This window comes from Streptomyces sp. NBC_00775 (assembly GCF_036347135.1).
Lineage (GTDB): Bacteria > Actinomycetota > Actinomycetes > Streptomycetales > Streptomycetaceae > Streptomyces > Streptomyces lutosisoli.
Window position 1 is genome coordinate 4,040,217 of record NZ_CP108938.1, and the last position, 20,057, is coordinate 4,060,273.

General features: G+C 69.5%; 20 protein-coding genes. 10 read left to right on the plus strand and 10 right to left on the minus strand.

The features are described 5' to 3' along the window. Positions 1-9: 9 nt before the first annotated feature. The gene (locus OIC96_RS17885; protein ID WP_330306865.1) at positions 10-2,745 is read left to right on the plus strand and encodes an FG-GAP-like repeat-containing protein; all 2,736 of its coding nucleotides are present in this window, start codon (positions 10-12) and stop codon (positions 2,743-2,745) included. Positions 2,746-2,776: 31 nt separating this feature from the next. Here the strand turns inward: OIC96_RS17885 and OIC96_RS17890 are convergent, their stop codons facing one another. From OIC96_RS17890 to OIC96_RS17915, 6 genes are all read right to left on the minus strand, one after another. Then, positions 2,777-4,249 (minus strand): DHA2 family efflux MFS transporter permease subunit, encoded by a 1,473-nt coding sequence (locus OIC96_RS17890; protein WP_330306864.1) that lies wholly within the window; start codon positions 4,247-4,249, stop codon positions 2,777-2,779. Between the two features lie 101 nt (positions 4,250-4,350). Further along, positions 4,351-4,731, minus strand: coding sequence for a hypothetical protein (locus tag OIC96_RS17895; RefSeq protein WP_406502024.1), 381 nt, complete (start codon positions 4,729-4,731; stop codon positions 4,351-4,353). A gap of 119 nt (positions 4,732-4,850) precedes the next feature. Further along, positions 4,851-5,414 (minus strand): hypothetical protein, encoded by a 564-nt coding sequence (locus OIC96_RS17900; protein ID WP_330306863.1) that lies wholly within the window; start codon positions 5,412-5,414, stop codon positions 4,851-4,853. 86 nt (positions 5,415-5,500) lie between these two features. Further along, a complete protein-coding gene (locus OIC96_RS17905; RefSeq protein ID WP_330306862.1) occupies positions 5,501-6,001 on the minus strand; it encodes a hypothetical protein in 501 nt (166 codons plus the stop codon). Positions 6,002-6,133: 132 nt separating this feature from the next. Continuing rightward, positions 6,134-6,820 (minus strand): DUF4328 domain-containing protein, encoded by a 687-nt coding sequence (locus OIC96_RS17910; protein WP_330462129.1) that lies wholly within the window; start codon positions 6,818-6,820, stop codon positions 6,134-6,136. A gap of 215 nt (positions 6,821-7,035) precedes the next feature. Beyond that, the gene (locus tag OIC96_RS17915; protein ID WP_406502280.1) at positions 7,036-8,622 is read right to left on the minus strand and encodes a beta-N-acetylhexosaminidase; all 1,587 of its coding nucleotides are present in this window, start codon (positions 8,620-8,622) and stop codon (positions 7,036-7,038) included. 312 nt (positions 8,623-8,934) lie between these two features. On the opposite strand from OIC96_RS17915, the gene OIC96_RS17920 reads away from it, so the two are divergent. From OIC96_RS17920 to OIC96_RS17945, 6 genes are all read left to right on the plus strand, one after another. Then, positions 8,935-9,555: a 2-oxo-4-hydroxy-4-carboxy-5-ureidoimidazoline decarboxylase gene (locus OIC96_RS17920; protein WP_330306860.1), complete on the plus strand. Its 621-nt coding sequence runs from the start codon at positions 8,935-8,937 to the stop codon at positions 9,553-9,555. Between the two features lie 257 nt (positions 9,556-9,812). Further along, positions 9,813-10,193: a succinate dehydrogenase, cytochrome b556 subunit gene (gene sdhC, locus OIC96_RS17925; protein ID WP_330306859.1), complete on the plus strand. Its 381-nt coding sequence runs from the start codon at positions 9,813-9,815 to the stop codon at positions 10,191-10,193. Between the two features lie 5 nt (positions 10,194-10,198). Beyond that, positions 10,199-10,690 carry a succinate dehydrogenase hydrophobic membrane anchor subunit gene (locus OIC96_RS17930; RefSeq protein WP_330306858.1) on the plus strand — a complete coding sequence of 164 codons (492 nt, stop codon included), beginning with the start codon at positions 10,199-10,201 and terminating at the stop codon, positions 10,688-10,690. 23 nt (positions 10,691-10,713) lie between these two features. Beyond that, on the plus strand, positions 10,714-12,468 hold the full coding sequence (gene sdhA, locus OIC96_RS17935) for a succinate dehydrogenase flavoprotein subunit (protein ID WP_330306857.1): 1,755 nt from the start codon (positions 10,714-10,716) through the stop codon (positions 12,466-12,468). After that, complete coding sequence (locus OIC96_RS17940; RefSeq protein WP_330306856.1) at positions 12,468-13,241, plus strand: succinate dehydrogenase iron-sulfur subunit; 774 nt, start codon at positions 12,468-12,470, stop codon at positions 13,239-13,241. The genes sdhA and OIC96_RS17940 overlap by 1 nt, the downstream gene beginning before the upstream one ends. A gap of 157 nt (positions 13,242-13,398) precedes the next feature. Beyond that, the gene (locus tag OIC96_RS17945) at positions 13,399-14,010 is read left to right on the plus strand and encodes a Uma2 family endonuclease (protein ID WP_330306855.1); all 612 of its coding nucleotides are present in this window, start codon (positions 13,399-13,401) and stop codon (positions 14,008-14,010) included. Here the strand turns inward: OIC96_RS17945 and OIC96_RS17950 are convergent, their stop codons facing one another. Then, entirely contained in the window at positions 14,011-16,482 is a 2,472-nt protein-coding gene (locus OIC96_RS17950) for a DUF4132 domain-containing protein (RefSeq protein WP_330306854.1), read from the minus strand. It abuts the gene before it with no gap. Next, positions 16,479-16,871, minus strand: coding sequence for a hypothetical protein (locus OIC96_RS17955; protein WP_330306853.1), 393 nt, complete (start codon positions 16,869-16,871; stop codon positions 16,479-16,481). The genes OIC96_RS17950 and OIC96_RS17955 overlap by 4 nt, the downstream gene beginning before the upstream one ends. Before the next feature lie 75 nt (positions 16,872-16,946). Between OIC96_RS17955 and OIC96_RS17960 the strand changes: the two genes are divergently transcribed. Further along, the gene (locus OIC96_RS17960; protein ID WP_330306852.1) at positions 16,947-17,510 is read left to right on the plus strand and encodes a hypothetical protein; all 564 of its coding nucleotides are present in this window, start codon (positions 16,947-16,949) and stop codon (positions 17,508-17,510) included. A 38-nt stretch (positions 17,511-17,548) separates the two neighbouring features. Here OIC96_RS17960 and OIC96_RS17965 read toward each other — a convergent pair whose 3' ends face one another. Further along, positions 17,549-18,013 (minus strand): ATP-binding protein, encoded by a 465-nt coding sequence (locus OIC96_RS17965; protein WP_330306851.1) that lies wholly within the window; start codon positions 18,011-18,013, stop codon positions 17,549-17,551. Between the two features lie 224 nt (positions 18,014-18,237). Between OIC96_RS17965 and OIC96_RS17970 the strand changes: the two genes are divergently transcribed. After that, positions 18,238-19,089 (plus strand): helix-turn-helix domain-containing protein, encoded by an 852-nt coding sequence (locus OIC96_RS17970; protein ID WP_330306850.1) that lies wholly within the window; start codon positions 18,238-18,240, stop codon positions 19,087-19,089. Between the two features lie 10 nt (positions 19,090-19,099). After that, positions 19,100-19,306: a DUF397 domain-containing protein gene (locus OIC96_RS17975; RefSeq protein ID WP_330306849.1), complete on the plus strand. Its 207-nt coding sequence runs from the start codon at positions 19,100-19,102 to the stop codon at positions 19,304-19,306. Here the strand turns inward: OIC96_RS17975 and OIC96_RS17980 are convergent. Continuing rightward, on the minus strand, positions 19,303-19,914 hold the full coding sequence (locus OIC96_RS17980) for a hypothetical protein (RefSeq protein ID WP_330306848.1): 612 nt from the start codon (positions 19,912-19,914) through the stop codon (positions 19,303-19,305). The two genes, OIC96_RS17975 and OIC96_RS17980, sit on opposite strands and share 4 nt — an antisense overlap. Positions 19,915-20,057 lie beyond the last annotated feature (143 nt).

Consider the following 20,057-nt stretch of genomic DNA (forward strand, 5'->3'; position numbering starts at 1 on the left):
GTGGGGCAGTTGAGTCGCAGGACGACCCATGCGTACAAACCGCTGAGTCTGAAGCGGAGGGCGTGGATCACGGTAGGGGCGGTCGTACTCGGAGGCGCGGGCATCGTCACGTACGCCGTCGCGAATCCGTCGTCGGATCCGGGAGACAAGGCAGCCGGTTCACGCAAGGCCGCGACGCACACACTGAAACTCAAGGACGAGGGGTCGGGCCGCAAGGGGCTTCCCCAGCAGGCCACCGACCGCTTCAGCGCCGTCCTGCTGACCTGGAGCGACCCGGACGCGAAGCCGAAGGGCACGCCCGAGGTGCGCTACCGCGCGCTGGAGACCGGCAAGTGGTCGGGCTGGCAGAAGCTGCCGGACGACCCGTTCTCGGCGGATGGCAAGGAGGCCGCGCGGGCCGGAACGCGCGGTGGCACCGCGTCCGTGTGGACCGGCGACGCGGACGGCGTCCAGGTGCGCGTGACCGGCGCCGACGGCACGGCGGCGAAGGGCCAGCCGGCGGGCATGGACGTCCGGCTGCTCGACCCCGGCACCGACCCCGTCACCAAGGGGCACGGCACGGAGCCCGCCGCGTACGCCCTCCCGGTGGAGGAGACGACCCCCGCGGCCACGGACACGGCGACGCCGACCGACCCGACGACCACCGACTCACCGACACCGACCGATCCGGCGACCACGGACTCGGCGACGCCGACCGACCCGCCGGTCCCGACCGACACCGCGTCGCCCACCGACACGGCACCGGCCACCACGGAGCCCCCGAGCCCGACGCCCTCCCCCTCGGACACCGTCCCGGCTCCCCGCCCCTCGACGGTCGTCAAGCCGCCGGTCATCACGCAGGCGGAGTGGGGCGCCTCCACCGACTACGACGGCACCCCCGAGTACGGCACCGAGATCAAGGCGGCCGTCGTCCACCACACGGGCGTCGACAGCGACAACAAGCTCTCCTGCGGCGAGTCCCGGGCCCGGCTGCGCACCATCCAGCAGGAACACTTCTCGCGCGGCTACTTCGACATCGGCTACAACTTCGTCGTCGACAAGTGCGGCCAGATCTTCGAGGGCCGCAGCGGCGGCATGGACCTCCCGGTGATCGGAGCGCACGACGTCGGCTTCAACACCAACACGGTCGGCATCTCGTACATAGGCAACTACGAGACCGCCAAGCCGAGCCGGGCCGGCCTGGAGGCGATATCCCGGATCGTCGCCTGGAAGTTCGGCATGTACGGCGTCGACCCGAACGGCAAGGTCACGCTGGTGTCCGGCAGCGCCAAGGGCCAGGACGGCAACCTCGTCGACAAGGGCACGTCGATCACCCTGCCCACGGTCTTCGGCCACCGCGACACCAACGCGACCGCCTGCCCCGGCGCCAACCTCTACCCGAAGCTCGCCGAGATCCGCCGGTACGCGGCGAGCGCCGGCAAGAACTCGGCGATCCCGACGGCCGACTTCAACCGTGACGGCGTCAGCGACCTCGTCGCCGGTACGCCCAAGGCGTCGGGCGGCGTCGGCAGCGTCACCCTGGTCCCGGGCGGCCTGAAGGGCCCGGTCCCCGCGTCGAAGGTGTCGCTCACCCAGAACAGCGCGGGCGTCCCCGGCACCTCCGAGGCGGGCGACAACTGGGGCGCCGCCACCGCGTGGGGCGACGTCAACGGCGACGGCTACGCGGACCTCGCGGTCGGCGCACCCGGCGAGGACGACACCAGTGGCAACACCGACCGGGGTTCCGTGACGGTCCTGTACGGCCCGGCCCTCAACACCGGACTCTCGTACGCCACTTCGACGGTCACCGCGGCCGGCTCCAAGCTCGGCTCGGCCGTCACGGCCGGCGACTTCAACGCGGACGGCAAGGCGGACGTCTTCGCCGCGGGCACCGGCAACGGCGGCAGCTGGAACGCCCGCCTGACCGGCGGCGCCACCCAGACCGGCACCCTCACCACGTCGACGAGCGCGATCGCGTACGCCGATGCCGCGACCGGCGACTTCAACCGGGACGGCTACGCGGATGTGGCCCTCAACTACCGTGACGCGGGCGGCATCGGCCGGGTCACCTGGTTCAAGGGCGGCGCGTCGGGCCTCACGAAGGTGTCCACGCTCAGCGTCAAGGGCGGCCGTTCGATCGCTGCCGGTGACGTGAACGGCAACGGCTACGACGACCTCGTCATCGGTCAGCCGTACGCCTCCGAGTCCGGTGCCGTCTCCGGCGGCCAGGTCACCATGGTCCCCGGCACCGCCACCGGCTTCACCACCACCGGTATGACGACGGTCCAGCAGGACACCACGGGTGTCCCGGGCGCCAACGAGTCCGGCGACGCGCTGGGATCCTCCGTCTCCGTCGGCGACTACAACCTCGACGGCTACGCGGACGTCGTCGCGGGCGCCCCGAACGAGGACATCACGCGGGACTCGGTCAACCGCTCCAACGCGGGGTCCGCCCTCCTCCTGAAGGGCAGTTCCACGGGCCTCACCGGCTCCGGCGCGATCGCCGTCTCGCAGGACACCTCGGGCGTCCCCGGCAACACCGAGACGGACGACAAGCTGGGCTCGGCCGTCTCCCTGACCGACCTGTCCGGGTACGGGCGCACCGACCTGGTCCTCGGCACCGAGGGCGAGGACGGCGGCGACGGCATCCTGCTGTACGTGCCCAGCAACAGCACGGGGCTCGGCCTGACCCAGGGCGCGGTCTACAGCAAGACGCAGCTCGGTACGCCGACGGGGGCGCACCTGGGGCAGACGCTGGCGCCGTAGCGCGTACCGAACCCCCTTCCGGAGCCGGTGGTCAGGCCTTGCTCTCCACCGGCTCCGGCACGGCGGCCGCCCGCCCCTCCGGCACCGGCACCCGGTGCGCGTCCACCACGAGCGCGGCGATCAGCGCCGCCAGCAGCAGCGAGCCCATGGCCCACCAGGTGGCGACGTTGAAGCCGTGGACGGCGGCGCGGGAGGCGAGGGCGCGGCGGTCGGTGCCGGGCCCGGCGTGCGCGGTCGCGTAGCGGGTCGTCACGCTCGCGGCGATCGTGTTCAGCAGTGCCGTACCGATCGAACCACCCACCTGCTGGGCGGTGTTGAAGGTGGCGGAGGCCGCGCCCGAGTCCCGCGGGGCGACGCTTCCGGTGGCCAGGGAGACGCACGTCATCATCGCGGTGCCCATGCCGAGGCCGAGCATCAGCATGCCGGGCAGGACGTGGGAGGCGTACGCGGGCTCCACGCCGACCTGCGCGATGATCGCCAGCGCGCCGGCGGCCAGCAGCAGTCCGGGGACGATCAGGGTGCGCGGCGGGACCCGGTTGAGCAGCCGGGCCGCGATCTGCGTCGAGCCGGTGATCATGCCGACGGTGATGGGGAGATAGGCGAGCCCGGTCTTCAGGGGCGAGTAGCCGAGGACGCGCTGGAAGTAGTACGTGAGGAAGAGGAAGACGCCGAACATCCCGATCGTGACGAAGAGGATGGTCAGGAACGCCCCCACGCGCTGCCGGTCCTTCACCACCGACATCGGCAGCAGCGGCACCCGTGCCCGGGTCTGCCACAGCGCGAAGAGACCGAGCAGGACGACCCCGGCGGCGAGCAGGCCGAGGACCAGAGCGTCGCCCCAACTCCGCGACTCCGCTTCGGAGAAGCCGTACACCAGCGAGAGCATTCCGGCCGAGCCGAGCAGCGCGCCCGGCACGTCGAGGCGCGCGTCCTCGCGGCGGCCGCCGCTGTCGAGCAGCACCCACGCTCCGGCGAACGCGACGATCGCGATCGGGACGTTGACGTACAGGCACCAGCGCCAGTCCAGGTACTCGGTGAGGAGGCCGCCCGCGAGCAGCCCGATCGCCGCGCCCGCGCCGACGATCGCGCCGAACACACCGAAGGCCTTGCCGCGTTCCCTGGGATCGGTGAACGTCGTGGTGAGCAGCGCCAGGGCGGCGGGGGCGAGCAGCGCCGCGAAGACGCCCTGGAGGGCGCGCGCCCCGAACAGCATCCCGGAGCCGGTCGCCGCACCGCCCAGGGCGGACGCGGCGGCGAAGCCCAACAGGCCGGTCATGAAGGCGAGTTTGCGCCCGGCGAGATCACCGACCCGGCCGCCGAGCAGCAGCAGTCCGCCGAAGGCCAGCGTGTAGGCCGTAATCACCCACTGCCGGTTTCCGTCCGACATGTTCAGGTCGGTCTGGGCGGACGGCAGGGCGATGTTCACGATGGTCATGTCGAGGATGACCATCAGCTGTGCGAGCGCGATGACGACCAGCGCCCACCAACGGCGGTTCTCGGCCACGAGGCCTCCCGAGTCCGGCAGTTGCCCCCATGTTCACTCCGGAGCCCACCGTTTGAGAACGGTCGCGTACCTTAAGAGCCGGTAATTTCGGCCAAGGACGGTCAGCGCATGGCCTCCCGGCACAGCAACCGCAGCGAACCGTCACCCGCGTAACAGCGGCGGGCCTCCTCCACCGGGTCCCACAGGCGTCCGTCGGGGGTGCGCAGCCAGTGCTCGCCGCCGGTTTCCCACCACTCCGCACCCGTGTGCCGCGCGACGACCTCACCGGCGTACGCGCCGAATCCGCGCAGCACGGTCCCGACGGCGTCGTACGGCGCCCCGTCCCGGCGTATCTCCTCGATCATCCGGTCGAGGCGCCACAGGCTCTGCGCCGAGTAGTCGAGGCGCAGCCGGGCGCCCTCACGCATCGTCGCGACCGCGTCCGCGGCCCAGCGCACGGGCTTGGTCGCGGCTGAGGGTCTGGTTGCTCGAGTTGCGTTCACACTCGGAAGAGCGCTCTCCGGGCGGGATTCGTCACGCGTCACGGGAGAGTTCGCGACACCGGCTCAGGACCGCCATCTCCCTCCCAGGACGCTCACAGGAACCCCTCAGCCCATCTGGTTTACGCCTTCCCCCGCGCCCTCCGGGACACCACGGCCTTCAGCACCCGCCGCCCCTCCGTCGACACGTCCAGGGCCGGCCTGAGTCCGCCCACGCCTCGGCCCGCGAGCAGCTCCAGGATGGTGACCTGGCGGCGCAGTTCGGCGGCGACGAGCGGCGACATGCCGTCCGTACGGCCCTCGCGACGGGCCGTCACACAGGACTCGGCGTCGTCGGCGTGGTCCAGGTGCCGGTGGACCTGGAGGGCGGCGACGGAACAGGCGTCGGCCCAGAGGCGCAGTTCGGCGGCGGTGGGCTCGGCGGGGACCGCGTCGAGCATGCGGCGGGTGAGTACGGCGGCCTTGTCCTCGTCGGTCACGGCCGGCTCGGGGACGTCGGCGTCCAGTTTGGCGCGCGCCTGCTCCAGGCGCTCGCCCCACGGGTTCCCTTCCGCCAGGCTCGCCCACAGGGGCCGCAGGATGTCGTCGTCACCGCCCAGCAGAGGTACGCACCGATCCAAACAAGCCAGACCGCTCGCCGCCAGACCTCGCTCGTCGGCCTGAGCGATCAGTTCCACCAGGCTCATCACGTCTCCCTAGAAATCCCTCGACAGGGCGCCTCTCCCTAACGGAGCCCGCACTTCCCCTTACTGCGTGCGACGGACCAGGAGTGTCACAGCGGCACCACACCGAGCCGGTCGAGCAGCCGGAAGAAGAGGTTTTCGGCCAACGGTTCGGGGTCCGCGTTCAGTACGTCGAGGAGGGGCTGGGCGGTGACGGTGCGCCCGGCTTCGGCGGCCCACGCGACGGCCCGGTCGGCGGCGTCGGCCGGTTCGAGGAAGTAGTCGTCGACGCCGAGCTCGTCCTCGCCGCCGACGTACCCGGCCATCGCCTCCCGCGCCAGACACGCCGTCCACACACCGCTGTGCGGCGCGGCCGCCTCGACGGCCACGCAGTCGCTGTCCATGACGTACCCGAAGAGCGCGGGCGCGCCGGTCTCCCGGGCGAGCGTGCTCATCTTCCCGATGTCGCCGTCGCCGCCCGGGTACTCCCACACCTGCCACCCGTCGGGCGCCACGGTGCGCCGCACCATGCCCCGCGCGCCCGCCAGCGCGTCCAGCTCCGCGAGCGGCCGCTCGCTTCTGCCCACGATGTAGTACCCCCAGTAGCCCATTCCGGTCCCCCCGGCGTCTCGGTTCGGCGGCTCGCGCCGAATACACCACAGGGGTGCGGGAGTTGGCCAGGGAAACGGACGAATCGGTCCGCGCCGGACGGCCGGACGGTCGGACGGGGGCGGCGGCTCGCGTCAGACGCCGACGGGAAGCGGGCCCTCGTACGCCTTCTGGTTCTGCATCCGGGTCAGCCGCAGCACGACGAGGATCGCGAGCACGGCAGCCACGATGTCGATGGCGTCGGCGACCATGACCTGGCCGACGGCGTCGTGGATCTCCTGGGCCGTGTCGGCCTTGCGGTACTCGGTGAACCCGGCCCGGCCGGCGAGCAGCCCGACGACCCACGCCGTCCACCAGCCATTGACCAGCCCGTGCGAGCCCCGGCCGCCATGAGGGCCGCTCGCGTCCCAGATGTCCAGCATGACCCGGCGCGGGCGCCACAGGTTCAGCACCGGCACGAACCAGCCCCAGATCACCCAGCCCCGCGACGTGCTGTGCCCGAGCGGGTTGAACACCTCGGCGTTGACGCGCACCCGCTGGAACCAGATCAGGTAGACGACGATGGCCGCCACAAGGGCGGCCGACTGCACGTACCCGGCCGCGGAGTAGAGCGCGTCCGCGTGGTCGGCCCGCCGCTGCAGGTCGGCGGAGGTGCCGCCGTCCGCGAGGGCACCCGACACATCGGACATCGTGAAATCCGCCCAGATCGCGAGCACGTCGGAGGCTATGACCACACCGAGCATGACGGCCGCGGCCCGCCCGAGCCCCACCGGCGAGCGCAGCCAGGCGGGGCCGTGCGGCGAGGTGAAGTGGGAGAACACGGGCTGAGGAGACACAGGCTGAGGAGACACGGGCTGAGGAGAAACGGGCTGCGGCGGCATGGTCATGGGAACCCCCCGGACTACAGGCACGAGGGATCGCGGAAGACCTCGTACGGACACAAGAAGCCGGGCGTTCCCCTCCCCAGGGGTCGCGCCCGGCTTACGAACAAGTATCCGGAAGATACGTTTCCAGTCGCCCGTACGTCCAGCGTGTCTCAGCCCAGCTTGTCCGCCAGCCCCCTGAAGTCCGCCCAGGACAACGCCGGTCGGCGCGGATCCCACAGCTTCTGCACCGTCGCGCGCAGCGGCATCCGGATCCCCGCCGCCACCTGGTCCTGGGTCTGCGCGCCCGAGAGGTCGCACCAGACGGCGAAGGTCCCGCCGAGGATCTGCCCGTCGTACTTCGCGGGGACCGCCGCCGTGCCGCGCAGGACGAGCGGGGTCCACTGCTCGTAGATGCGCTGCCCGGTCGGATAGACGAAGGTCTGCGGCTGCCCGAGGACGTAATAGAGGAACTCGTCGTTGTAGTTGATGAGCTTGCGCCCCGCGCTCAGATACTCGACCGGCGGCCGGGCCCCGATCTCCTTGCCCGTCCAGTACGCCACCTGCAGAGCGCCGTCGGCCTGGACCGTGCCCCCGCGGAAGAACCCGTCGTTCCACGCCCGCGGGGTCCGGTCGTGCCCGCGCACCACCTGGGCGCGGTCGTTGAGCCAGCCGGTCGCCAGGTCGGCGACGGTCGCGCCGGCGCCGTAGGTGTTCTTGGCCGCGGTGGCCAGCTGCGGAAACGACGCCTGCGGGTTCGCCACCGTCAGCGCCTGGTACTCGTCGCCGCCGATATGCCAGTAGGCGCCGGGAAACAGCTGCGCGTACTCGTCGAGCAGGTCGTCGATCAGGTCCGCGGCGGCGGGCTTGGAGATGTCGACGGCTCCGCGAGTGGCGACCCCCGCCACATTGCGCAGCTGGAGGTCGGGGTGCGCGGCGATGACGGCGCCCAGATGGCCGGGCGAGTCGATCTCGGGGACGACGGTGATGTGCCGGGCGGCCGCCAGAGCGATGATCCTGCGGACCTCCGCCTTGCTGAGATGCTCCTGCGACACGATCTCGGGGTGCGTGTCCGACTGGATACGGAAGCCCTGGTCGTCGGAGAAGTGCAGCCCGAGCTGGTTGAACTTCAGGTCGCCCAGCTCCCGGACCCGGTCCTCGATCCAGCCCGCCGTGAAGTGCTTGCGCGCGATGTCGAGCATGAACCCGCGCTGCGGCTTGGCGGGCCGGTCGTGCACGACGCCCTCGGACGCCGTACCGCCGCCGTGCACCTCCTGCTTGAGGGTGCGCGTGCCGTAGAAGACACCCGCGTCGTCGGGGGCGGTGATGGTGACCCGCCGGTTCTTGACGGTCAGGGTGTACGACTCCGGTCCCGCGGTCCCGTCGTCGAGGCCCAGCTCGACATCGCCGTCCCTGGCATCCGTCTGCCCCGCGTACGTCAGCTTGAGCTCTCCGGCGAGCAGCTTCCCCTCGTCGGCGAGGTCCGCGTCGTCCACGACCACGCGGGCGCCGGCCGCGGGGCGCCAGCCGGGACCCCGGGCTGGGGTGTGCTGACGTACGGAGGGAATGGTGCGCGGGGTCCGGGACAGCGGGTACACCCGGGTCGGTGAGGGAGAGGACGAGGGCGTGGCCTTGGGTGAGCCGGCGGGCGAGGTCGCCGAGGTGGCGGCCGACGGCACCCGCGCCCCCGCCGGCGCGCCGTCGCCGCCGGAGGGCCACACCGCGACGGCCACCGCGGCGGCGGCCCCCGCCACGGCCACGCCCGCCACGGTCACCACCGCCCACGGCCTCCGCCGCCCGGCCGCCCGCCGCCTTCCCGTGCTCACCGCATCACGCCCCTATTTCGCCGTTCGAGGTCCGCTTCAAGTCGTACATGTGCCGCACAGCTGCCGCACATCCCTCGGCGAACCTAAGCCCCCGTCCCCACCTTCACCGTCCACCACACGTTCCGAAACTCTCCCGTGCGGGTGAAATTTGGGCATCCGTCGGACAGCTCCTGACACTCCTGGATAGCGTGAGCGGCACAACTCTCACTTCTTCCCCTGCCGAATCACACGTACCGAGTCCGCGAGATGCTCATCCAGGCGTCACCGGATCCGGATCCCACATCCCACCGCCGAGGACCCACGCTGCCTTCGCACCGTCTCCCACGCCTCCCCGGCCAGGTCGCCCTCCCCGAGCAGAAGAGCGCGGCGCCGTCCCCGGCCCGCCTGGAGCTGTTCAACTCCGCGCCCGCCGACGCGGTCGCGCGCACCCTCCTCACCTGCTGCCGCAGCCTGCGCTGGGCCCACCGCCTGGTCGACCACCGGCCCTACCCGGACCTGGACGCGCTGCTCGCCGCGGCCGACGAGGCGGCGTACGACCTGACCCCCGCCGATGTCGCCGAGGCGCTGGCCGGCGAGTCCCTCACGCTGCTCCCGGACGGCGCGTACTCCGCCGCCCACACCGCACTGAGCGCCGCGCACGCCGCGTACGAAAGCCGCTTCGGACATGTGTTCGTGATCTGCCTGGACGACTTCGCCCCGGCGGAAGCCCTGGACCAGGTACTCGCCGGCATCCGAGCACGATTGACGAACGATCCGGAGGAGGAGCGGATCATCACGGCGGAGGAGCTTCGCCGCCTGGCAAGAGGCCGCCTCACCCGCCTTGTACGGCACTCTTTCGAGTCACCTGTGCTGGAGCGCCCCTTTTAGGGGCGCGGGGCTGCGACATGTGCGGCTCCGCCGCGTGGGCGCGAACGGCCCCCACCGGCCCGCAGCCGACACTCAACCGCGCCCGTAATAGCCCGAACGTGCCTGATTGATTGCCAGTTTGATCACATAGATAGGGCCGCTGTAAGCGTTCCGACAAGTCGTCGCTACGATGGCCGGGGCCGGTGGACCGTACCCGGCCGGGCCCGTCCGACACCGAAGCCGGCGCGGCCCCAATCCCCGCTCCCGGAGGGTTTTCCGTGCCGGCTGGAACGCTGTACCGCGGCCGGGAAGGAATGTGGTCCTGGGTGGCTCATCGAGTCACCGGCGTCCTCATCTTCTTCTTCCTGTTCGTACACGTGCTGGACACCGCTCTCGTCCGTGTCTCCCCCGAGGACTACGACAAGGTCGTGTCCACGTACAAGACGCCGATCGTCGCGCTGCTGGAGTACGGCCTCGTCGCCGCCATCCTCTTCCACGCGCTCAACGGCCTGCGTGTCATCGCTGTCGACTTCTGGTCGAAGGGCCCGCGCTACCAGAAGCAGATGCTCTGGTCCGTCGTCAGTATCTGGGTCGTGCTGATGGTCGGGGCCCTGTACCCCGTCCTCGGTCACGCATTCCGCGAAGTCTTCGGGAGCTGACGCAGATGTCCACCACTGAAACCGCCGCTTCCGGTATCGGACCGATCGAGGGCGCGGGCGAGTTCTCGTCGTACAGCGTCGACAACCCGGCCCCCCTCATCGAGGCCCCGCGCAAGCGCACCAAGAAGACCCCGAAGTCGACCCGCGGCAACTTCGAGATGTACGGCTGGCTCTTCATGCGCCTGTCCGGCATCGTCCTGGTCGTCCTGGTCATCGGCCACCTGCTCATCCAGCTCGTCCTCGACGGCGGCGTCTCCAAGATCGGCTTCGCCTTCGTGGCCGGCCGCTGGGCGTCCCCCTGGTGGCAGGCCTGGGACCTCGCGATGCTGTGGCTCGCCATGCTGCACGGCGCCAACGGCCTGCGTACGGTCATCAACGACTACGCGGAGCGCGCGAACACGCGCCTGTGGCTGAAGGGCCTGCTGTACACCGCCACGGTGTTCACGATTCTGCTGGGCACGCTGGTGATCTTCACCTTCGACCCGAACATCCGCTAGGCACGGGGCTGAGGCAACCACTCATGAAGATCCACAAGTACGACACCGTCATCGTCGGCGCCGGCGGCGCCGGCATGCGCGCCGCCATCGAGGCGACGAAGCGCAGCCGCACCGCCGTGCTGACGAAGCTCTACCCCACCCGCTCCCACACGGGCGCCGCGCAGGGCGGCATGGCCGCCGCGCTGGCCAACGTGGAGGAGGACAACTGGGAGTGGCACACCTTCGACACCGTCAAGGGCGGTGACTACCTGGTCGACCAGGACGCCGCCGAGATCCTGGCGAAGGAGGCCATCGACTCGGTCCTCGACCTGGAGAAGATGGGCCTGCCCTTCAACCGGACGCCCGACGGGACGATCGACCAGCGCCGGTTCGGCGGTCACTCTCGCAACCACGGCGAGGCCCCGGTCCGCCGGTCCTGCTACGCCGCGGACCGCACCGGCCACATGATCCTCCAGACGCTGTACCAGAACTGCGTCAAGGAGGGTGTGGAGTTCTACAACGAGTTCTACGTCCTCGACCAGCTCATCACCGAGGTCGACGGCGTCAAGAAGTCGGCGGGCGTCGTCGCGTACGAGCTCGCGACCGGCGAGATCCACGTCTTCCAGGCGAAGGCCGTGATCTACGCGTCCGGCGGCACCGGCAAGTTCTTCAAGGTGACGTCCAACGCGCACACGCTGACGGGTGACGGCCAGGCGGCGGTCTACCGTCGCGGGCTGCCGCTGGAGGACATGGAGTTCTTCCAGTTCCACCCGACCGGCATCTGGCGCATGGGCATCCTGCTGACGGAGGGCGCCCGCGGTGAGGGCGGCATCCTCCGCAACAAGGACGGCGAGCGCTTCATGGAGAAGTACGCGCCGGTCATGAAGGACCTCGCGTCCCGTGACGTCGTGTCCCGCTCCATCTACACGGAGATCCGTGAGGGCCGCGGCTGCGGTCCCGAGGGCGACCACGTCTACCTCGACCTCACGCACCTCCCGCCGGAGCAGCTGGACGCCAAGCTCCCGGACATCACGGAGTTCGCGCGCACCTACCTCGGCATCGAGCCCTACACGGACCCGATCCCGATCCAGCCCACCGCGCACTACGCGATGGGCGGCATCCCGACGAACGTCCAGGGTGAGGTGCTGTCGGACAACACGACGGTGGTCCCCGGCCTGTACGCCGCCGGTGAGGTCGCCTGTGTGTCGGTCCACGGCGCCAACCGCCTGGGAACGAACTCCCTCCTGGACATCAACGTCTTCGGACGTCGTGCGGGCATCGCGGCCGCCGAGTACTCGGCGAAGACCGACTACGTCGAGCTGCCCGAGGACCCGGCGTCGCAGGTCGTCTCGCAGGTCGAGCACCTGCGCAACTCCACCGGCACCGAGCGGGTCGCTGCGATCCGCCTGGAGCTGCAGGAGTGCATGGACGCCAACGTGATGGTGTTCCGCACCGAGCAGACGATCAAGACGGCGGTCGAGAAGATCGCGGAGCTGCGCGAGCGCTACCGGAACGTCTCGGTCCAGGACAAGGGCAAGCGGTTCAACACCGACCTCCTTGAGGCCATCGAGCTGGGCAACCTGCTCGACCTGGCCGAGGTCATGGCGGTGTCGGCCCTGGCTCGCAAGGAGTCCCGCGGCGGTCACTACCGCGAGGACTACCCGAGCCGCGACGACGTCAACTTCATGCGCCACACCATGGCGTACCGCGAGGTCGGCGACGACGGCACCGAGTCCATCCGTCTCGACTACAAGCCGGTCGTCCAGACCCGCTACCAGCCGATGGAGCGTAAGTACTGATGGCTACCCCGACTCTGGACAAGGAAGACGCGAAGCCCGAGGCGGGCTTCGCCGACTCCCCGTACATCACGGTCACCTTCCGCATCCGCCGCTTCAACTCCGAAGTCTCGGCGGAGGCGGCCTGGGAAGACTTCCAGCTGGAGATCGACCCCAAGGAGCGTGTCCTCGACGCCCTCCACAAGATCAAGTGGGACCAGGACGGCACTCTGACGTTCCGTCGCTCCTGCGCGCACGGCATCTGCGGCTCGGACGCCATGCGGATCAACGGCAAGAACCGCCTTGCCTGCAAGACGCTGATCAAGGACCTCAACCCTGAGAAGCCGATCACGGTCGAGGCCATCAAGGGCCTGACGGTCCTGAAGGACCTCGTGGTCGACATGGACCCGTTCTTCCAGGCGTACCGCGACGTCATGCCCTTCCTCATCACGAAGGACACGAACGAGCCGACGCGCGAGCGTCTCCAGACGGCCGAGGACCGCGAGCGCTTCGACGACACCACGAAGTGCATCCTCTGCGCGGCGTGCACGTCCTCGTGCCCGGTCTTCTGGAACGACGGCCAGTACTTCGGTCCTGCCGCCATCGTCAACGCCCACCGCTTCATCTTCGACAGCCGTGACGAAGCCGGTGAGCAGCGCCTGGAGATCCTGAACGACAAGGACGGCGTGTGGCGCTGCCGCACCACGTTCAACTGCACGGACGCCTGCCCGCGCGGTATCGAGGTCACCAAGGCGATCCAGGAAGTGAAGAGGGCGCTGATCACTCGGCGGTTCTGATCTTCTTGGCTGTACGTCGCTGTGGGCCCCGTTTCCCCTTGGGAGCGGGGCCCACTCGCGTACCGGGCCACGATCGGGTGACGCGGATCGATCACGACTCCTGGGGGATGTCCGGCCGACGATGATGCTCTCGACAACAGCCCAGAGGAGGCACGTGATGTCCGCAGCATCCGCGGAACGGCCCCACGGCGACCGTCCGCTGATCGCCGAGGCGAACCGTCTCATGGACCGCAACCCGGGCTACCGCTTCGAGATCATCGGAGGCCAGATCCTCGCGTCCCCGCCCCGGGACGCTCCCCACTCCCGCGCGCTGACCCGGCTCATGCGCCCCTTCAACACAGCCGGCGTCGACGGAGACGAGGCGGAGGTGCTCCAGGGCATCGGCTTGTGGCTGCCCAGCGGCACCGAGGATTACGCCATCCCCGACCTCGTAGTCGTCGACACCGACGCTGAAGAGCATTACGTCGAGAACAACTGCTACGAGCCGGCTCCCTTCCGCCTCGTCCTTGAGGTCACCTCCAACAACTGGAAAGCCGACCTGCAAACCAAGGTCACCGCGTACGCCAACGCCAAGATCCCGATCTACGTGATCGTCGACCGCAAGCATCAGCGCCTCCACGTCCTCACCGAGCCGACGCGGGACGAGTACGCCACCCACCGCATCCACGCCCCCGGCGAGGTCGTCACTCTCCCCGACTCCCTCGGCGCCAAGGTCACCCTCGACGTAGCCGAGATCCTCGAAGCAGGTCGCCCGAAGCAGACCTCCTGATCACAGCTGACTCAGAATCGTCGGGTCCGTGATCTTCGTGTCGGCCGCCAGCATCATCGCCTTGCTCAGGATCACAGCCAGCATTCGATCCCCCTCGAACGGCAGATAACCGGCCCCCGGCACGCCGCCGCTCGCCTTCGGCACGATGCACAGGTACTGGTCGTTCGGGCTCATCAGGATGTTGCCCGAGCCGAGGTGGATCTTGTACGTGTGACGCTCGCCCTTGACGTGCAGGAAGCGTCCTTCGAGCGTGCAGCGGTCGGCTATCGCAAGCCGGGGTATCAGGCGGTCGAGGAGCACGCGCCGCGTCTCGGCGCTCTGATTCAGCTCGCCGAAGCCGTACGACGTCCAGTACTCCCGGAAGCGGCCGCCGGGGCCGCCGTCCTGCCAGGTCGGGTCGTTTCCGACGCTTGCGACTCCGACGAACAGGTCGACGTCACGCAGGACTTCGGAGAGGGCGAGGGGCGGGATCTCGGTGAGGGGCAGGGGCTCGACCGGGTCCTCCCCGTTCCGCAGCCACATGCTGTACTCGCCGCCGTAGCAGTGCGCCGAGTTCTCCGGAGCGTCGATGGGATAGAACCGCACCTGGTCGGTGCGCAGCCGCAGATAGCTGCCGGACTCGGTGGTGTCCTCGCCGTAGTGCTCGCCGTCGCCCTCGATCCAGTACTCGGCGCGCAGGCCCCACTGGGGCAGCTCGCGGGTGGCCGGCGGCGCCGAGTCGTCGACGCACAGCCGGAGCTTGTTGCGCCAGCCCCTGACTGCGGCGAGGGAGTGGAACTGGTGCTGGCGCAGGATGTGCGCCGCGAACCGGTTGGAGTAACTGCCCGTCGTACGCTCGGCGTCGGTGAGCAGGTACACCTCGCGGTGGGCCTGCTTGAACGGCTGGGTGACGGCGTGCCGCTCCAGCCAGTCGCGCCAGGCGACGACCTCGGCGGGTTCGCGGCCGACGGGGTGCCAGAGCTCCACTTCTGCCCCGGAGTTCACCGGGTCGTCCGTGAGGGTGCGCAGCTCGCCGTCGGCGAACCCCACGGGCGTACCGTCGACGGTCCACAGGAGGCGGCGGGCGAGCGTGCCGACCAGCGGATGGTCCAGGTAACGCTCGCGCCAGGTGTCGTACGCCCAGGTCCGCCGCGCGAGGAACTGCCGGTCGAGCCGCTCGCTCTGCGCCGACAGCATCTTGTCGATGTCCTTGACCGCGGCCTTGAGCTCCTTGAGCTCGTCGGGGTGGTCGCGCTTCACGGCGACGGGGACGCTCTTGACGGCCTTCCCGGCGACGTTGCGCCAGCTGAGCACCACTCTGGGGCCCTGCACCTCGACCAGGGCGGTGATCTCCCCGAATCGGTGCTCGGCCCGGCCGACCTCGGTGAGGCCGTAGGCGGGGACGGCTAGTTCCTCGATCTCCTCGCGGCTCAGCCCGAGGGCGGTGGCCCGCGCCTCCAGGGCGCCGTCGAGCAGCTTCGCGGTGTTCTTGTACGTCACCCGGGTGGCCAGCCGCGCCAGTTCGGCGAGGGCGGACTCGCTGTCGATGCGTGAGAGCGCGATGACCCCGGCGTTGGCGACCTTGGGGTTGCGAGGGCCGAGTCCCGCGACCTTCTTGAGGGAGGTCTCGACGAGCACGCCGAGCGCTCGGGCGGTATCGGGATGCGGCGGGAGCAGGGAGACCAGCCAGGCAAGACCGCGCAGGGCGTTGGCGTTGTAGGGGTCGTAGGCGTTGTTGATGTCCGGCTCGTACGTCTGGCGGTCCAACGGGAACGTCCGGGGGCGGCCGACGAGGGCGAGCCAGGGCAGCACGGTCGCGCGGACACGGTCGGCGCCGAGGGTGTCGACGAGGGCGAGGGCCTGCTTGTCCCACTTGGCGGTGGGCTTGGAGGCGGTGGCCGTGGTGGCGTGGCCGAGCAGGGCGTGCCACGGGTCGTCCGGTCCGGTGATCTGCTCCATGGCGTGCTCGGCCCACTCCTCGCCGACGTTGAGAACGGGATCGGTGAGCTGCTTTGCCAGGGCGGGGAGGGTGTCGGAGCGGTAGGCGTCCATGGCGGAGCGCCGGAAGACGGCCACGACCGCCGGGGCGAGGGGGCGGCCGGCGGCCAGCTCGGCCTCCGCCAGGACATCGAGCCGCGCCGCGTACCAGAAGGAGTGCTGACGGCCGAGGGCGTCGAGTTCCTTAAGCCGCTCCACGGACAGCACGTCGTCGGGAAGATCGCGGGAAATGATGCCGAGCAGCGTCAGCACGTTGCGCCGAGCCTCGGACTTCTCGCCGACCGAGTGGAACCGTTCGGCCAGGGCGCCGCCGAGGCGCATGCGCTCCTCCACGGACAGGCCCCGCAGGATGTCGAGGATCTCGGTCCAACCACCGCCCCAGTAGCCCTTGTTGGATACGGCAGCCTTCAGAGCCTCGTCGGCGACCATCCCCATGTTGCCCACGTCGACCTGGTTCCGGATCTTCTGCGTGTGCGAGCGAGCGATCGATATCATCCACCCACCAGCGCGACAAGCTTCAGGAACGTGACCTCGGTCCCCAGCACCAGCTCGATCTCCTCATCGAGCTCGGTCACTTGTCGATCCCCGACAAGCACCAGGAACCCATTACCGGCGAAAGCCTTGAGCGCCAGCTCGGTCTGGACCTCCGGGTCTATCCGCCGAGGCGTCCGCAACGCGTACCCGTTCAGCACACGCTCGGCGTCCCTGGGCTGCACGAGTCCCTGGAAGACCCCCGGCGTACGCGCGTTGTACTCGGCGACCTCCTGGAAGACCCGCCGCCGGATCAGCTCACGCAACGCGAGCCGCTCCTCAGCGATCTCGATCCCCCAGCCCGCGCCGCGGTCCCCACTGGTCGTCTCGTCGACGAACGTCACCATTCCCATGCCGAAGACAGTACGAGCCACCACTGACAATCGATCACCGCGCCCGAATCCACCCTCCCGTCTTATGGTTCGGGCATGAGCAACTCCCGTGCGGCGGCGGTCCTCACCACCCCCGACCTCACCGAAGCGCTGCGCGCCATACGCACCCTCCTGGACATCGCCGACCTCCATCACTCGGAGGTCGACTTCGAGGCCGTGATCCACTCGCCGGAGGTCCTGACGCGGGTACGTCACGTACTCCCCGACCTCGAATGGTGGGCGAAGGCCGGAAAGCAACACGGCTCCTCGGAGGCCGGCGACGACCCGGCGGCCTGCCTGCCCGTCCGGGTCAACGACTGGTGCCACCCCCTCGACGTGGCCGAACCCTTCATCGCCGCGTTGGGCCCGAGCCCCGCTGCCATCCGCTGGGACCTGAACGCCTGGCCCGAAGTCCCCGAGGCAGGCCTGGAGTACATCTCCCAGAAGTACGCGTACCTGACCCTCGCGCTGAACTCCCGAGACATCTACCAGGACGAACCGTCCACCGACCACACTGTGTACGTCCACGTCCCGAGCGACGACGACACCGCACGCATCGAGTGGCTCGCGGCCCAGGTGGGCGGCCGCTTCACGGGCAGGATCGAGATCGCCCCACTCTGACCTAGCCCTGCCGCGATCTGACAGCGCTCCGACCCCGCTCACCCGCACGAAGCCCGCCACTCCGCCCACACCTCCTTCCCGCCGCTCATGCGACGCCCGTTGAGCATCCGGTAGTGGCCCCAGTCATCGGCGCACTCCCGCAACAGCCAGAGCCCACGCCCACTCTCGGCGTCGAGGTCCGCCACCGTCCCCGGACTCTCCCTCGGCGGAAACGGATTGCTGTCCCACACGCTGAGCCGTAACCGTCCGCCCTCACGCCCGAGCCGTACTCCCACCGGATCCCACGTACAGGCAAGGGAGTTGGTGACCAGCTCGGAGGCGACGAGTTCGACGCTGTCCAGGACGACCTCGGGTACGCGGTACCGGCTGAGTACGGCACGCACGTGGGCGCGGACGATGCCGGGGCCGAGGGGCGAGTGGGGAATCCGGAGGGAGTACTCCCAGTCGGCGTCGGGAGGGTCGAGCGGGAAGTCGGCAAGAGCCTTCGGAGCGATTTCGGGCATGATCGTAACTCCTCGTTGAGGTACGGGGGTTGGATGGGAGAGTTAAGTGACACGGGCGGTGGCTCTGTCGCCCTGCCGTTGCGAGGGGCGCGGGCAGGGCGGTGCGCTTCCAGGGATCCCGGTGCCACGTTGGGTAGTTGGCGTGACACGAAGGTAAACGGTTCGGAGTAGGGTTACTACCGTTTCCGTCAAACCATTACCCCTACGAGTGAGAGGACGGTGCCATGCCGCCAAGGCCAACAGCGTCGGTACGACAGCAGCGCATCGGCGCTGAGCTGCGCAAACTGCGCGAGCAAGCAGGCCTTACCTCCCGTGAGGCTGGCGAGTTGCTCAGCGTCAACGCGGCGCGCATCAGCTCCATCGAGGCCGGACGCTTCGGCGTCAGCGTGGACCGCGTCCGCATGTTCGCGCACAGCTACGGCTGCTCGGACGAGCCGTACATCGAGGCGCTCGCGGCCATGACCGCAGGGCGCGGGCGCAACTGGTGGGACGAGTACCGCGAGACGCTGCCCGCCGGACTACTCGACCTCGCTGAGCTGGAACACCACGCGACAGCGGTCCGCACCGCCCAAGTCGCGCACATCCCCGGGCTGTTCCAAACGGTCGACTACGCCCGCCTGATCTTCCGGCAGTCCATCCCCGAGCTGTCCCCACCGGAAATCGAGTACCGCGTCACTCACCGCATCAAGCGGCAGGGCATCCTCTTCTCGGACAGCCCGACCCCGTACACGGCGATCATCCACGAGGCCGCCCTGCGGATGCGCTTCGGCGGCCGCGAGGTAACCCGCGAGCAGCTGAAGCACGTTGCCGAGATGAGCGAGCGAGATCAGGTGACCGTTCTCGTCATCCCGTACGAGGCCGGCGTCTTCCCCGGCGCCGGGCAGAGCGTCCTGTATGCGGAGGGCCCGATCCCCCGGCTGGACAGCGTGCAGCTCGACGCCGAACATGGGTCCGTATTCCTCTATGCGGACCTCCAACTGGAGAAATACCGCACGTTCATGGCCCACTTCGAAGCGGTGGCCCTAAAGGAGTCCGCCTCCCGAGACCTGATCCGCGAGATCCTCAACGACCTCTGAAAGGCCCGAAGTGCACACCCTCCACTGGCAGAAGTCGTCCTACAGCAGCGAGGGAAACAACTGCCTCGAACTCGCGTCCACCCCCGACGGAACGATCCATCTCCGCGAATCCGACACCCCAACCACAACCCTCACCCTCCGGGCGACCACCCTCAACCCGCTACTCGCCGCAGCCCGCGAGGGCATACGTCTGCCCGGTCCGGGCGCTCGCTACTAGTCCGCAGCCCGCTGCCGCACCTTCGTCAGCTTGGCGAGCTGGGCCGTGACGACCGCGTCGGGAATACCGCTCGCGCTGTCCTCCGCTTCGGGGGTCGTGCCGAAGTACACCAAGGTGGACCCGCTTCTGATCACGGTGACTGTCTGGGTACGCGGGATACCCCACAAGCTGCTCGACAGTTCGTACGAGATCGCCGCGCCCCTGCCCTTCGGCGCATCGCGTTCCACAACCGCCGCATACCGCTGAGGCACGGGCGAGGTATCAACCGTCGCGCTGAACCCGTCCCCACAGGCACGCACTGCCGCCCGAAGCCGCTTGAACGCGGCCTCCGCGCCTCCCGCCCCAAAGGTTCCGAGCACGACGGTCACCACCGGGTTTGCCCCACCAGCGGTTTCCGGTGCCACGCCGGTCGTCGCGGCCACTGCACCAGGCTCAGGCCGCATGCGCATCGACCTCACGTCAGCCAAGGGCAGACATGCCGTCGGCCGCGCCTCGAACCGATCCCTCCACCCGCGAATCTCCTTGCGAGACATGGCAAAGAACTCGAAGTCGGCCACAGTCTCCGCATCCAGCACGGCGGACTCCAATTGCGCACGACTGAGCTTCACAGCCTCAGCCTTCTTGCCGGGTTCCCCAGTCGTTCCGCACCCCGCCACGAGCGCCACCCCTACCAGCGCCGTCACAACACGCCCCCACCGATGACGGTCCACGCGCCCCTCCCCATCCGTCTTGCTCCCTATCGCGAATCCGA